At 62.2% G+C, this 14,745-nt stretch carries 16 protein-coding genes; 1 reads left to right on the forward strand and 15 read right to left on the reverse strand.

Annotated elements, in window-relative coordinates:
* Positions 1-15: 15 nt before the first annotated feature.
* From BM438_RS37390 to BM438_RS37460, 15 genes are all read right to left on the reverse strand, one after another.
* Positions 16-1,137 (reverse strand): porin, encoded by a 1,122-nt coding sequence (locus tag BM438_RS37390; RefSeq protein ID WP_093645105.1) that lies wholly within the window; start codon positions 1,135-1,137, stop codon positions 16-18.
* Complete coding sequence (locus tag BM438_RS37395) at positions 1,134-1,502, reverse strand: Rieske (2Fe-2S) protein (protein ID WP_093645107.1); 369 nt, start codon at positions 1,500-1,502, stop codon at positions 1,134-1,136. Before BM438_RS37395 ends, BM438_RS37390 begins: the two co-directional genes overlap by 4 nt.
* Positions 1,503-1,514: 12 nt before the next feature.
* On the reverse strand, positions 1,515-2,378 hold the full coding sequence (locus BM438_RS37400) for an intradiol ring-cleavage dioxygenase (protein ID WP_244179541.1): 864 nt from the start codon (positions 2,376-2,378) through the stop codon (positions 1,515-1,517).
* Positions 2,379-2,386: 8 nt separating this feature from the next.
* A complete protein-coding gene (locus BM438_RS37405) occupies positions 2,387-3,493 on the reverse strand; it encodes a branched-chain amino acid ABC transporter permease (RefSeq protein WP_244179542.1) in 1,107 nt (368 codons plus the stop codon).
* A gap of 9 nt (positions 3,494-3,502) precedes the next feature.
* Positions 3,503-4,369, reverse strand: a complete 867-nt coding sequence (locus tag BM438_RS37410) for a branched-chain amino acid ABC transporter permease (protein ID WP_093645111.1) — start codon at positions 4,367-4,369, stop codon at positions 3,503-3,505.
* Positions 4,366-5,076 (reverse strand): ABC transporter ATP-binding protein, encoded by a 711-nt coding sequence (locus BM438_RS37415; RefSeq protein WP_093645113.1) that lies wholly within the window; start codon positions 5,074-5,076, stop codon positions 4,366-4,368. Before BM438_RS37415 ends, BM438_RS37410 begins: the two co-directional genes overlap by 4 nt.
* Positions 5,077-5,078: 2 nt before the next feature.
* Positions 5,079-5,801 carry an ABC transporter ATP-binding protein gene (locus tag BM438_RS37420; RefSeq protein ID WP_093645115.1) on the reverse strand — a complete coding sequence of 241 codons (723 nt, stop codon included), beginning with the start codon at positions 5,799-5,801 and terminating at the stop codon, positions 5,079-5,081.
* Positions 5,802-5,821: 20 nt separating this feature from the next.
* Positions 5,822-7,111 carry an ABC transporter substrate-binding protein gene (locus BM438_RS37425; protein WP_093645117.1) on the reverse strand — a complete coding sequence of 430 codons (1,290 nt, stop codon included), beginning with the start codon at positions 7,109-7,111 and terminating at the stop codon, positions 5,822-5,824.
* 42 nt (positions 7,112-7,153) lie between these two features.
* The gene (locus BM438_RS37430; protein ID WP_093645119.1) at positions 7,154-8,212 is read right to left on the reverse strand and encodes a maleylacetate reductase; all 1,059 of its coding nucleotides are present in this window, start codon (positions 8,210-8,212) and stop codon (positions 7,154-7,156) included.
* A gap of 6 nt (positions 8,213-8,218) precedes the next feature.
* Entirely contained in the window at positions 8,219-9,682 is a 1,464-nt protein-coding gene (locus tag BM438_RS37435; RefSeq protein ID WP_093645121.1) for an aldehyde dehydrogenase family protein, read from the reverse strand.
* Positions 9,683-9,777: 95 nt separating this feature from the next.
* On the reverse strand, positions 9,778-10,773 hold the full coding sequence (locus BM438_RS37440; RefSeq protein WP_093645123.1) for a hydroxyquinol 1,2-dioxygenase: 996 nt from the start codon (positions 10,771-10,773) through the stop codon (positions 9,778-9,780).
* Positions 10,774-10,810: 37 nt separating this feature from the next.
* The gene (locus BM438_RS37445; RefSeq protein WP_054041289.1) at positions 10,811-11,302 is read right to left on the reverse strand and encodes a cupin domain-containing protein; all 492 of its coding nucleotides are present in this window, start codon (positions 11,300-11,302) and stop codon (positions 10,811-10,813) included.
* Positions 11,303-11,486: 184 nt separating this feature from the next.
* Entirely contained in the window at positions 11,487-12,452 is a 966-nt protein-coding gene (locus BM438_RS37450) for a LysR family transcriptional regulator (RefSeq protein WP_093645125.1), read from the reverse strand.
* Between the two features lie 94 nt (positions 12,453-12,546).
* The gene (locus tag BM438_RS37455) at positions 12,547-13,503 is read right to left on the reverse strand and encodes a quinone oxidoreductase family protein (RefSeq protein ID WP_093645127.1); all 957 of its coding nucleotides are present in this window, start codon (positions 13,501-13,503) and stop codon (positions 12,547-12,549) included.
* Between the two features lie 38 nt (positions 13,504-13,541).
* The gene (locus BM438_RS37460; protein ID WP_093645129.1) at positions 13,542-13,793 is read right to left on the reverse strand and encodes a hypothetical protein; all 252 of its coding nucleotides are present in this window, start codon (positions 13,791-13,793) and stop codon (positions 13,542-13,544) included.
* A gap of 97 nt (positions 13,794-13,890) precedes the next feature.
* Between BM438_RS37460 and BM438_RS37465 the strand changes: the two genes are divergently transcribed.
* Positions 13,891-14,691, forward strand: coding sequence for an AraC family transcriptional regulator (locus tag BM438_RS37465; RefSeq protein WP_093645131.1), 801 nt, complete (start codon positions 13,891-13,893; stop codon positions 14,689-14,691).
* The last annotated feature ends 54 nt before the right edge of the window (positions 14,692-14,745 follow it).

Raw genomic sequence — 14,745 nt, forward strand, 5'->3', positions numbered from 1 at the left:
ACAACCGTCGCATCCTCAGAAGCTCGTGCGCAAGCCAATGCGTGCAAGCGTCTGCGACCGGTTGCTCGCCGCACCGTCCGGTTGCAACAAACCGTTGATCCACGCCCGCGTCACCGCCGCATCGCCACCCGCGCGCTGATACATCGCTTCAATATAGCCAGTAGTGCGCTTCGAGAAACTGTATTGCAGCGCCGTGGTGATCTGCTGCGCCTTGTTGTCCAGCAGCACGTCGTTGCCTTTCATATACGCATAGTCGAGGCCGAGGGTCCATGCCCCGGAGATCGTCCACGCCGCACTGCCCTTGTACACGTCGATCTTCGCACCACTCGCCGTATTCTTCGTGTTGGTGTACAGCAGCATGGCCAGAACGCTGCCGAAGTTATAGTGCGCGCCGACCCCGAAATTGCGGATACCGTCGTGACCGTCGCCCAGTTGCGGATATTTCACTTCGACATACGCCGCTCCGATGCCGAACGGACCGTTCGCATAGTTCGCACCGAAGCTCATCGTCGAGTCTTCTGAAAACGAGCCCGGCACGCCGCCAAAGCCATAGAGCGCGCCGAAAGTGAAGCCCGAGATATCCGGGCTACGATACTTGACCGAGTTCCCCACACGCGTTGCACCCGCCATGCGGTCAAAGTCGAACGAGCCGGTTGGATTGTTCGGCACGCCCAACGCAGTGAACGGCCCCTGACGAAAATCGTAGATCCCACCGAACAGGAACGCGCCGTCATACAGTCCGAGCGTCAGCGTCTCGAACATGAAGTCATACTGATTGCCGAAGGTCAGCGAGCCGAAGCGGTCGTTGGTGAGTCCCACCAGCGCTGTGCGATTGAAAAGCTGTCCTGCGCCGGGGATCGTCGCGCCGCTGCCCAGATCGAACTGCGACGTGAGCTCGAAGATCGCCTTATTGCCGCCCCCCAGGTCTTCACTGCCTTTAAAGGTCAGCAAATCCGGCGACAGCACGCCGCTGTCGAACAGCGTCGCCGCGCCGCCATGCTGGTTGTTCACATCAGTAACGCCCGCATCGATCACGCCTTGCAGTGTCACGCTGCTTTGCGCGCCTGCGAAACCCGGCGCCATCAACGCGACCGTGCAGCCTGCTAGCGAAAAGCGCTTCGCCTTCGTCTTTTTCATGCTTGTCCCCTTCCGTCGTTGTTGAATATGTCTCTCTGCTCGATACGAATGGCAACGCGTGTGAGCGCCGCGCCCTGACACGGACCGTCGATGCACTGACCGTCTTCGAAACGGAACATCGCGCTGTGATGCGCGCACATCAGCAATTCGGCGTCGTAGGCCCAGAACGTGTTCGGCTCGTAGTTCAGCGGAATCGAAAAGTGCGGGCAGACGTTGCGATAGGCCCAGGCGTCGTCACCCCGGCGCACCACGACGATGCCAGGAGCACCGGCTTGCTCAGCGGCAACTTCCAGCGCGCCGCCGTCTGGGATATCGTCGAGCGCGCATAGAAAGTCCGCATGATGTTCGGGACTCGCCGCATTCATGACGTGCCCTCCTCACGCGAGTCGTCGACTCATCACGAAGTCGCGCTGGACTTCGAAGAACGGGCTCGGCAAGTCCCATTCCTTCGCGGCCGACGCGTTGTCGTTCGGCACGTAGTCGATTACGAGCGACGGCTTCGCGCCAAACACCGCGTCGGAGTCGACATACGGGTCACCAGCGGAATACAACGCGGTGGTGAGCGTCTCGTAGCCCGGCGCTTCGATCAGAAAATGGATATGCGCAGGTCGCATCGGATGACGTCCGGTCGCGAGCAGCATCTGTCCGACGGGGCCATCGGTTGGAATCGGATAGCTGGTCGGTTTGATGGTTCTGAATGCGTATTCGCCGTTCGGTCCAGAACGGAATTTGCCGCGCAGATTGCTCTCGGGCTGATCGGGGTCCTGGCCTTCGTACATGCCGTTATTGGCCGTTTCCCAGACTTCCATCAACGCGCCGGATACCGGTATGCCGCGCTCGTCGACGAGACGGCCGCGGATCAGCGTGGGCTCGCCTTCGGTGCGCGCGATATTGGCGCCGAAGGCCTCATCGCTCGCGCCCTCGCGGTAGAACGGGCCGAGCAGGCTGCTCTCGGTCGTGTCGCCGGCGCGTTCGTGATTGATCGCGTCGACCATGATCGACAGGCCAAGCGTGTCCGACAGCAGGATGAACTCCTGGCGTATGCCGCTGCACTTGTTGCCGGTCGCCGTCAGGAATTCAATGCCGCGGCGCCACTCCTCGCCGGTCAGTTCAACCTCGCTGGCAAACGCATGCAGATGCCTGACCAGCGCGGTCATGATCTGCTTGAGTCGCGGATCGGTGCAGTCGGCGAACGTCCTGAGCACGTTCTGCGTCAAAGGATGGATAGTTTCGTCGTTCATTGTCGACCTCATGCGCGATGGGGAGCCGACGGCGCTTCGACGGAATCGGTCGATGCGTCGTGCGGCGAAGCTTGCTGTGAATCTGGCTGGGAAGCGCCAGCGTCGACGAATACAACGCGGCGTCCCACGGGGAACAATTGCAGTCCGTAGCGGCGCGATACGAAGCCCCACAGCCCTTGCGGAAAGAACATCGTTACGACGATCGCCAGCGCGCCGAGCCCGATCAGATACCAGGTGCCGAAGTCGGAGAGAAACTGGTTCAGCACGAAGAAAATCAGCGCGCCGACAATCGGCCCTTCGAGCGTGCCCAGGCCGCCGATCATCACGATGAAAATGCCGAACGCGGTCCAGTTCACCGAGAACGCCGCGTCCGGCGAGATGCGCAGGTTGCCGACGAAATACAGGCCACCGGCCAACGCCGTACCGCACGCGGATACCAGATAGACGAGCAAGCGTGCACGCTTCACGTCGACACCCTGACTGCTGGCCGCCACCGCGTTGTCACGCATCGCGGTCAACGCGAGCCCAGCTTTGGAACGCAGAAACAGATACAACAGACCGATCGCCGCCGCGACGATAGCGAGCGCGAGCCATAGCGTCAGCGATTCACGCAGCGCACGCGGCACGTCCTGCAGCGCGGTGAGGCTGGTGCCCGAACCACCGCCCAGCACCGAGACGTTCGCCACCGTCAGCCGGAACACCTCAGCGATCACCCACGTGCCGATTGCGAAGTAGCCGCCTTCCAGCCGGAACGCCACCATCGATACGGGAATTGCGATGACCGTTGCAATTGCCGCCGCGATCGGCACAGCGACGAACGGCGAGATCCCGCAGTAGTTGGCGAGAATCAGCATCCCATAGCCCCCGATCCCGAAGAACGCCTGCTGCCCGATCGACACCATCCCGCCATAGCCCGCCAGCAGATTCCACATCAAGGCGAACACCAGATACGACGCGAGCTGCACGAAGTCGCGCATCGCATCGCGCCCCGCCCACCATGGCGCGCTCGCTACCGCCAGCGCGACGATCAGCAACACGATCATCGCCACGCGGCTCGCGCGGGTCGCGCGCCGCACTTCGAAGCCCCCTGCGGGCCGGTTCATATGCATCGTCATATCGAGCCTCTATGCGGTTTTGGGCAGCAAGCCCTGCGGCCGGGCCACCAGCACGCCGAGAAACACCACGTGGCCGAGCCAGATACCCCAGCCAGGATCGAAGTAAAAGCCCACCTGCTGCGCAATACCGAGCGCCATGCCGCCGACGAACGTGCCCCAGAACGAGCCCATCCCGCCGATGATCACGGCTTCGAACGCGTACAGCAGCAAAGCCGGGCCATCGGTCGGCGACACCGCGGTGCGCATCGAGTACAGCGCGGCGGCGACTGCGATGAGCACGAACGCGATGCCCATCGCGAGTGCATAGGTGCGGCGATAGGAAACGCCCATCAGTTGCACGATCTCGCGGTCATCCGACGTGGCGCGAAACGCGCGGCCAAGTGGCGTGCGGCCGAACAACCACTGCATGGCGAAAGCCAAAGCGGTGGTGACGACCAAAGTGACGAGTGGCAAATAGCCCAGCGTGATGCCGCCCGCGAGCGTGAGGCTCTTCGACTCAAAGCTGCCTGTTGCGATCGAACGCGGATCGGCGGAGAACACCTGCTGCAACACGTTCTGGATCACGATCGACAAGCCGAACGTGACGATCAGTGAAGGCAGCGGATCGCGGCTGCTCACCCGGTTGAGGACCGTGTACTGCACCGCGTAACCCGCACCAAACGCAATCACGAGCAGCAGCACCAGCGACACGGCGAGCGGCAGATGCGCGTAGTTCGTGAGCGCGAACAACACGAACACCAGCAGCACGATGAAATCGCCGTGCGCGGTGTTGGTGAGCCGCATCACGCCGAACACCAGCGATTGCCCCATCGCGAAGAGCCCATACAGCGCGCCGAGCAGCACACCCTGTACGACGATATTGATGAACGTGTTCATGCGACCGCTCCAAAATATGCCTGCGTGATGGCCTCATCTGAAACTTCGGCCGACACGCCAGCTAGCGACACGCGTCCTTCCTGGAAGCAATAGAAACGCGACGACACGCGGCGCGCCAGTTGCACGTCCTGCTCGACGACGATTGCGCTCATGCCGTCAGCGACAATCGCGGGCAACGCTGCATAGATCTCGCGCACGATCACCGGCGCGAGGCCGAGCGAAAGTTCGTCGCACATCAGCAGATCGGGATTGCTCATCAGCGCACGGCCGATCGCGACCATCTGCTGCTGACCACCCGACAAGGCGGTGGCCGCATGGTGACGACGCTCCCGCAAGGCCGGAAACAGCGAGTAGACGCTTTGCAGGTTCCAGCGGCCGGGCCGTTTGGAAAATGCGCCGAGCAGCAGGTTTTCCTCGACGCTCAGGCTCGCAAACAGACGCCGCCCTTCCGGCACCAGCGCAATGCCCTTGCCGACAATGCTCGCCGCAGCCACGCCGCCAATTGGCTCTCCGCGATACAGGATCTGCCCGGCGGAACGCGGGCGCAGCAGGCCCGCCACTGATTTCAGAAAGGTCGACTTGCCCGCGCCGTTCGAGCCGATCAGCGCGATGATCTCACCGGGCGCCACCGTCACGTCGATGCCGAACAGCGCCTGGAAGTCGCCGTAAAACGCGCTCAGCGCGCGAGTCTCCAGTAATGCCGACATGGTCAAGCCTCCAGTCCGAGATACACGCGCCGCACATCGGGGTCGTCCATCACGGCGCCGGGCAGGCCTTCAGCAAGCCGTTTGCCGAAGTTGATGACGAGCAGCCTGTCGGCCACCGCGAGCAATGCATGTACGACGTGTTCGATCCACACGATCGTCACGCCCGCCTCTTTCACGCGACGAATCTCGCCGACGAGTTCGTGCGTTTCGGGTTCGGTCAGGCCGCCTGCAATTTCATCCAGCAGTAACAGCTGCGGTTGCGTGGCCAATGCGCGGGCCAGTTCGAGACGTTTGCGGTCCAACAGGCCCAGCGTGCCGGCCAACTGGTTGGCGCGCGCTTTGAGACCCGTGCGTTCGAGCACATCCATGCAGACGTCATAGGCAGCGTGCTCGGCCAGTTCGCCACCGAAGGTCGCGCCGACCAGCAGGTTTTCGAATACCGTCATGCCGCCGAACGGACGCGGCACCTGATACGAGCGGCCAATCCCGGCTGCGCATCGGCGATGCGGCGGTAAGTGGTTCACATCCGCGCCGTCGAATTCGACACTGCCCTGATCGGGCCGCACGTCGCCGCTAACGAGGTTGAACAGCGTGGTCTTGCCCGCACCATTCGGACCGAGAATGCCGTAGGTCTCGCCGCGTTCGACCGTGAAGCTGATGTCGTCAGTCACCTGCAGCGCGCCATAACGCTTCGACACGCCGGTTAATATGAGAACTGGGTTCATCACCGCTCTCCGCTATGCGTTCACGCGATCAGCTTGAGCGGGCCGGATAGCGGCACGCTCGGCGCGAGCTGGTTGTTGACGATGGCGAGATCGAAGCGATGCTGCTGCCCCTTCACCCATTGGCCGCCTACCAAAGGCGTCTTCGCGACGTTCTTCACCGGTCCGCTGCCCCATGCGACATGACCGACCAGCGTGTCGAGCTTCGTCGCCGCCACTGCGTCGCGGATCGCTTCGTTAGAGTCGATATCTTTCGTGCGCTTTAGCGAATCGACGGCGATTTCGAACAGCGCATGTGCGAAACCGATCGGTTGCGTCCATTGCTTCGACGTGATGCGCTCGTAGTCGTCCGCGACTTGCCGCGCGTTTTGTCCCGTCAGCGATGATTTGAACGGATGCGAAGGCGACCACCACACCTCGGTGGAAAGGCCATCGCCGAGATCGCCGAGCGCTTCGATCGAAGTGGGAAACAGCAGTGCCTTGCCGATCGAAATGACCTTGGGTTTCAGACCTTGCTGACGCGCCTGCACGAGAAAGTTCTTCGCGTCGGGCGGAATCACGACGCCGGTCACGATCTGCGCATTTGCCTGCTTGAACGAGGAAATCTGCGCGGAGAAGTCCTGCGTCATGCTCTGAAAACGGCCCGGGTCCTTCAGCGTGAAGCCTTTCTGCGCGAGCACTGGCGGAAAGCCAAGCTTCGCATCGCCCCAGGCGTTGCCGTCGCCATCGTTCGGAAACAGACCGCCGACGCTGTGATTGGTCTGCACCGCTTGCCACATGCCGGTGTAGACGGTGATCACGTCCTCCAGTCCCCAGAAGAAGTGATAGGTGAAGCGGAAGCCTTTCTTCGGATCGCCCTTTCTGCCGAAGAACCAGGGCTGCCACGGCACGACCGTCGACACGCAGGGCATCTCGTTCAACTCGCACGCATCGCTCACAGGATTCGCGGTCTCGGGCGTACCGGATACGAGCATGATGTCGACCTTGTCCTTCAGGATCAGATCGTTGGCGACTTCGCCGGCACGATTCGGGTTCGACTGACTGTCCTTGACGACGATCGACACCGGATAGGTTTTGCCGCCAATCACGATGCCGTTTTTCAGCGTCGTCTGCATCTGCTGGATCGTGAAGCGGTCGGCCTCACCGAACGGCGCGAGCGGGCCGGTTTGCGGCGATACGTAGCCGATTTTCAGCGTGCGCGGGCCGGCGGCGAAGACGAGCGGCGAGAACGCCGAGGTTGACGCGGCGAGCGCGCCACCGGCGGCGAGTGTGACGAAGCGGCGGCGCTTCGCATCGAAGGAATATGCGTCCATGGTTGTCTCCTGAATTTTTTTGTATGAGTGGGGGCGTTCGTGCTAATCCGGCCGCCTGCCTTCGAACGCAGCTTCCAGCAGCGCGCGTAGCGGCGTTCGTTCAACTGGCCGCGGATTCCAGTACGGGTTCTTCAACGCGAGATCGAGCGCGAGGTCGAGATCGCTTGCGCTTACACCAATGTCTTTCAACGCGGTAGGCGCACCGTTGTCGCGTGCGAGGTCGAATACACCTTGCGCGGCGTCGTCGGCATGCAGCGCGTGTGCGATACGCTTCATCGCCCCCGGTGCGGCCTCACGGTTATAGGCGAGCACGTGCGGCAACACGATCGTGTGCGTTTCCGCGTGCGGCAGATTGAACGTGCCGCCGAGCGTATGGCACAGCTTGTGATGCAGCGCCATGCCAACGCTGCCGAGCACGGCGCCGCACAGCCATGCACCATAGAGGCAGTCGCCGCGTGCGCCGAGATCGACCGGTTTCAGCGTCACCCGAGGCAGACCTTGGCCGAGCGCACGGATACCCTCTTCCGCCATCAGCGCAATGATCGGGTTCGTGTCCTGCGCGTAGAGCCCTTCGGCCGCGTGGGCGATTGCATTGATGCCGCTCGTCAGCGATAACGCGGTCGGCAGCGACGTGGTCAACGAAGGGTCGTAGATCACAGTTCTCGGCAATACCCGCAGATCGCGGCCGGTTTTCTTGATGCCGTCCTCGGTGAGGCCGTAGATCGGCGTCATTTCGGAGCCTGCATACGTGGTCGGAATCGCGATGATCGGCAGCGAGGTTTCGAGCGCGATCGCCTTGCCGAGACCTGTCGTCGAACCGCCGCCTATCGCGATCGCGCAATCGGCGCCGACCTGCGTGGCGAAGTCGCGGGCCGCGCGAGCGGTTTCGATCGGCACGTGCATCACGGCTTCGGCGTAGACGCCCGCCGCCCGCGAACCAAGACCTGCCGCCAGCGCTTCGGCCTGAGCACGCTGCTGTGGCGTGGACAGCACGATCGCGCGCATGGCGCCGAGCAAGCCGATCTCTCGATCGAGCTGGTCGAGACTGCCCACACCGAAAATCACGCGTGACGGCAGGCCGTTATAGACGAACGATTCCATGGCGGTTCAGCGCGGGTAATAAGGCGGAATCTGCGCATCCACGTTGACCCAGACCGACTTGGGCTGCGTGTATTCGCGCATCGCTTCAAAACCCATCTCGCGTCCATAGCCGCTCGCGCCGACACCGCCGAACGGTGACGCGGGGCTCACGCGCTTGTAACAGTTGATCCACACCATGCCGGCGCGAATCTCGCGCGCCACAAGGTGTGCGCGTTGCAGGTCGCGTGTCCAGAGACCCGCGCCGAGACCGTACTCGGTGCCGTTCGCGATCGTGAGTGCTTCTTCGTCCGTACGGAATGTCGTGACCGTCATGAACGGACCGAACACTTCTTCCTGCGACACGCGATGCTCCGGCTTCGCCTCGACAATGGTTGGCTCGACATAGCAACCATTCGCCAGCGCGGCATCGTCCGGCGCCTTGCCGCCCGCCAGCACGCGGCCACCCTGTTCACGTGCGACGTCGACGAACGACAGCACGCGGTCGCGATGCTGACGCGAGGTGAGCGGGCCCATTTCGGTCAGGGGATCGAGCGGATTGCCGATCCGGATCGTGCGGCTCAACGCAGCGAACTTTTCCAGCACTTCGTCGGCGATCGATTCATGCACGATCATCCGCGAGCCGGCGATACACGCCTGCCCCTGATTATGGAAGATCGCGAACGCGGAGCCTTGCACGACCGCGTCGATATTCGCGTCGCCGAATACGATGTTCGCGCCTTTGCCGCCGAGTTCGAGTTGGACCTTCTTCAGATTGCCGCTCGACGCCTGCACGATCTTGCGGCCGATCGCAGTCGAACCGGTGAAGGCAACCTTGCTGATCTCCGGATGCTCGGCGATGTACTGACCCGCCACATGACCGAGACCCGGCAAGATATTGACGACACCCTCCGGAAATCCAACCTCCGCCATCAGTTCGGCGATGGCGAGACTCGAGAGCGGCGTGAGTTCAGCGGGCTTCATGATCACGCAATTGCCTGCCGCAAGCGCCGGCGCCATCTTCCAACTCGTGAACATCAGCGGAAAATTCCACGGCACCACTTGCCCCACAATGCCGACCGGCTCGCGCGTCATGTAGTTCAGAAAACCCTGCTCGACCGGAATTACCGAGCCTTCGAACTTGTCGGCCATGCCGCCGAAATAGCGGAACGTCGCTGCCGTGCGCGGTACATCGAGATTGCGTGTGTCGCGAATCGGGTGCCCAGTATCGAGCGATTCGAGGCGCGCCAGTGCATCGGCGTTTGCTTCGATTGCGTCGGCGAGTTTGAGCAGCAAACGCCCCCGCTCCATCGCGGCGAGATTGCTCCACTTCGGAAACGCCGCTTTCGCAGCCGCCACGGCGCGGTCGACATCGGCGGGTCCGGCCATCGCGACTTCGGCAATCACCGAGTTGTCGTGCGGATTAAGGGAGGCGAGCGTTTCGCCGTTTGCAGCCGGCACGAAGCGGCCACCGATGAAGAGTTGCGTTTGCATGTCAATCCCGCGCAAGTAAAACTTTGGACGTGACAGTCCCCGCGGCGCCAGCGGTCTGGCGCCGTTCGATCGACGATCGGAGGAATGTCTGAGAGTTAGATCTGGATCGGATACGGCGGCAATTCACCGCTTTCGTAGCGCTTCGGCAGATCGGGCGTGGCGTTCTCCCACACCAGCAGCATCGAACGTTTCTGCGAATAGCCCTTGTGGCGGATGTCGGCCGGCATCGCGGCGATATCGCCCGCGTTCATCGTGATGCGTGCACGCGGCTCGCCGCTGTCTTTATCGGCGACGTCCCAGATGATCTGGTCGGACAGTTGCAGAAACCACTCGACGCGGTCGTTGCCATGAAACACCGGCAGCACGAATTCCTCGGTGGTCGGGCAGAACAGGCTCTGCTGGCAGACCGACGTGACCGACGGATTCCACGTCACGTCTGAGCGAGACAGGTACTTGAAGAGGCTGAACGCATGCAACGCGCTCTCAAATCCTGGCTCTGCATGAATCTCGGGTTCATCCTGAACCACATCGGCGAACTGGCGATTGACCGGCAAGTCGTCGCGCAACGGCGAATCGCCTTCGAGGCCGGGCATACGCTTCGTGGCGATCCGCGTGCGCTCGATCGCGGCGATGTTGTCGCCATGTTTCGTACCGAACGCAGAACCGGTTTCTTCGGGCGCGGCGAACGGATCGAAGCCTTCGTTGACCCAGTCCCGCAGAATCGCCTTGAAGGTGGCCATGATGAGCGGCGTGTCGAACTGCTGCATATGATCGACGCCCGCTTCCTTGAAACTGGCGTTGTACGCGCCGGCATACATGTCGACCTTGCCGTAGTGATTACGCGTGCCGATCACTTCGTCGAAGTTGACCCAGCCGTAGAAGAAGCCCCACGCAACATCGCGCATCATGGCGCGCAGAAAGTCGTCGGCATGCATCTGGTGCGAGCGGATCTGGCCTTTCGCAGGCCATTTGACGGTGGCGAAATAAGCGTCGCGGCTGAATTCGAAATCGCCGAGGCGGAACGTGCGATAACCGCTCACCGCGTCGGCCTCGCTCGCGGTGACGTTTTGCAGGGTGCTGGCTTTGTCCATGATGGGCTCCAGAAGAGGATCGATCGGGTAGAGGAAATCAGTGGATGCAGATGTCGGCCCACTTCTCGACCGAATAGCGCCCGAGGATCGTCTGCACGAGCAGCACGCCTTTCGTCCTCGCTTCGAAGCGATACGCGGCGCCCGCAGGCAGCAGGGCCTGATGACCACGACGCAGCCGCACATAACCCATCGACTGGCCCGACGGTTGGCCTTCGAGCCGCACGCTGCCTTCGGTCTGCGCGTCGACCAGCGGGCCGTCCGACGGCTTGATGAAATAGATGTCGATCTCGCCGTCGAGCACGACCGCGAATTCATCGTGCGACGCAGCAAACCACGGCGACGAACCTTCCGCGCGCAGTGTCTCGATCACGTACTTGAGATTCTTGCCGACGACAACTTTCTCGTAGGGCGCGGCGCGGCTCGCGACGTCGAACACGTTCGACATCGCGTAGTGCTCCGGTTTGCCCTTGATGATTTCGATGGAGCCTTTGCGGAAATTGTCCAGGCTACCGAACCAGGTCTCTTGCATGTCTGCCTCCAGTTGATCTACGAATCCGCGAATGCGTTGCTTGGATCGAAGATTAAGTGGCGGCAGGCGCAACAGCAATGATCTGAGGGTCGGGAAACGCGAACCATGGGTGCTTCAAAATCGCGCCAGGGAAACTACCTGGTGGAGAACCCGCGGGGTTCTCCCGGGGGTTCGTGGGTAGTTCTCAGTCTTCGGCCAGCTCCTCGCCGACGCTTTTGGTCTCGTCGTCCGGTGGTGAAATGCCGAGCGCCTTGTCCCACTGCGGTTCGCGCAGATAGCGGGCGCGCAGGAAGTCGACGAAAGCCTTGACCTTGGTGGTCGAGCGGTGCGAGGCAGGATAGACCGCCGACAGCCACAGCGGCGGCGCCGCGTACTCCGGCAGCACGCGTTCAAGGCGCCGTTCGAGCAGATCGGCTGCGGCGACCATCGTCGGCAAATAGACGACGCCCGCACCGGCCCGCGCGAACTCGAGCAGCAGGTGCACGCTATTGGTTTTAAGTACCGGATTCAGCGCGATTTCGAAGCACTCGTTGCCGCGCATCAGCGGCCACTTGTCGCCCCATGGGTAGTACGAATAACGGGCGAAATCGTGCCGCAACAGGTCGAGCGGCGTCTCGATCACCGGCTCTTCCTTCAGATAACCGGGCGCCGCGCACAGCACGCCACGCACGGGAAAGAGGCGCCGCTCCACCAGCAGATTGGAGGCCGGCGGATAGATCTGCAAGGCCAGATCGAAGCCTTCCTGCACCGGATCGATCACGCGGTCGTTGACCGTCACGACGAACTCGACGCGTGGGTAAGCGGCGCGGAATTCGATCAGCGTTTGCGAAAAATGCCCAAGCGCGAAGCCCGGTAGAACGTGGATATTGAGCGTGCCGGCGAGCGCCTGAGGATCGCCGCGTGAGCGGCCGGACAGGTCGTGGACCTTGTTGACCAGTTCGGCGCATTCACGGTAGTACGTTTCGCCGAGTTCCGACAGGCGCACTGCCCGCGTTGAACGATGAAAAAGCGGCACGCCGAAATGGTCTTCGAGTTGCTTGACGCGCGAGGTCACCACCGATTTGGCCACGCCCAGCTGGCGCGCGGCACCGGCAAAGCTCTGCGCTTCCGCCGCCCGCACGAACGCTTCCATCGACATGAACAGGTCCATCTTGTCTCCTCCGGTCTCTGTGGCCCGTAGTCTGCCTTGCTTACGGCAAGTGTAGTCTGCTTCGGGAATCTGGACGAGGCGACGACAACTGGAACTACCGGAGCGTGAAGACAGTGCGGACCTGGCTATCGCTGCTGCCCCAATGCAGGTTCAGATCGGAAAGCGGCACGGCCTCCGTTGCAATCTGAAGTCCGGCGGGTACCGTTGCATTGAGCACTTCTTTTACCGCATGCAGGAGACGAGGCAAAGTCACGCTGCCGATTCCGCTGCCCAGCAGCGTGATCGCGGTCGCGCGCAGCACGGCTGCCGGCAACACGATATCGGCACCGCTAATCGCACCGATCTGGACAAAGCGAACCGGATAAGCGTCAGCCGATGCTTTTGCCGCAGCGATCAACAATGACCGTGCGCTGGGTCCCCACAGGTAATCCAATACGACGTCCACCCCTTGGCGAAAATGTGATTCGAAGGCGCGGCTCAGGCTGTTTTCGTCCTGCTCTAGCGAGATCGTGAAATCGGCACCGGCACGTTTGAGCGATTCGAGGCTGGCCGGATTACGACCGGTCGCGATGATTCTTCCGGCGCCGAGATGCTTCGCGATCTGCACAGCAAGTCGTCCGGAGGCGCCCGTTGCACCGTTGACCAGCACCGTCTCGCCTCGCACAAACCTGGCCCGCTCGGTCAGTGCCGCCCAAGACGACATGCCCGGAATCGCGATAGCGGCCGCTGTGACATCGTCGATCGCATCGGGGAGCGGAATGCAGTTTGCCTCGGGCACGAGGCTGCGTTCCGCCAGCGCGCCAAACGGCGCTTGCGGGGCGAAGAAATAGACACGTTGGCCGTCTTCGAGACGCCCCGTACCATCGACGCCCGCGACGAACGGGAACGCGCCCGACGCCGAGTAATGCGAGCCCGCTGCCTTGCTGCGGGTAATCCGGCTCAACGCCGAAGCGGCGACGTCGATCAGATGATGACCAGCCAGCGCAGTGGGACGATCGAAGTCTTCGTAAACGGGAGGCTGCCCCGCACCTTTAACTACTGCAGCTTTCATGAGAATTCCTCGAAGGTAAGAGTGAACCTGCGTCCCGATCAATGTGCGTCGAGCCAATTGCGCAGCGAAACATCACGGATCTCGAGCACATCGAAGAGTCCTATTGCGCGCAGTGCAGGCAGCCCTTCGACAATGTCGGCCTCGGCATGGGCACGCGCCTCTTCACTGGCGCCTTCATCGCTCCAGATACGCGCACTGGCGAGAAAAGCCGCGACGGTGCCCTTGCGGACCGTCGTGCCGTTGAAGTCGACCTGGTCGACGTGATCGGGAAGAATCTGTTCTGCTCGCATCGCACTGCACTCCGGTCGTTAAAAGAACAAAACCAGTGTAGTCGTGCAAAAGCGGCCCGTCTCCGGTATAAAGGCCATTCCATACGGTGTTTCGGCCATGTCCACTTACCTCATTCGCCCCGATCTCGTGACCTCGCAGGAAGGTCCCTATCTCGCCGCGGCCGAGCTGACGCAAAACGAAGCGCGCGCGACGGCGCCACATAGTCATGCGCGCGGACAGCTCATGGGCGCGCTGAGCGGCCTCGTCTCGGTCGGACTCGACAAGCAGCAATGGGTTGTTCCTGCGATACACGCGATCTGGATTCCGCCGCATTGCGCCCACTCCGTGCGGTCGTATGGCCCGTTCTCAGGGTGGAGCGTGTTCATCGCAGAACAGAGGTGCACGCCCTTACCTCGCGAACCTCGCGCGATCAGAACAGCCCCCTTGTTGCGCGAGGCCGTGCGGCGCGCCGCGACCTGGCCGGGTATCGAACTCGACGAAGCGCAGACGCGCATTGCGGACGTCATCATCGATGAACTGGCCGCAGCGAAAGAGGAATCACTAGGTCTGCCGAGCCCGGAAGATCCAAGGCTCGTCCGGATCACCGACGCATTGGCGAGCGATCTTTCAGATAATCGCCGCCTCGAAGAATGGGCCGCGTGGGCTGGCGTCGCACCGCGTACGCTGAGCCGGCGTTTCGTGGCGGAGACGGGCCTGACGTTCGCGCAATGGCGTCAACAAGCCCGTCTGCTTCGCGCGCTCGAGCTCGTCGCGGACGGCCTGCCTGTCACGACGATTGCGCTTGAACTCGGCTACGACAACGTCAGCGCGTTTATCGACATGTTCCGGCGAGTGATGGGGACGACGCCGGGGCGATACGCAACGGCTGCGAATCCGGACGATAGAGCCACGATCTGATTCATGAGGGGCGTCCGCACCGCATCGCCCTCAACGAACTTTCTTCGCAGACGC

This window comes from Paraburkholderia aspalathi, from assembly GCF_900116445.1.
GTDB classification, from domain to species: Bacteria; Pseudomonadota; Gammaproteobacteria; order Burkholderiales; family Burkholderiaceae; genus Paraburkholderia; species Paraburkholderia aspalathi.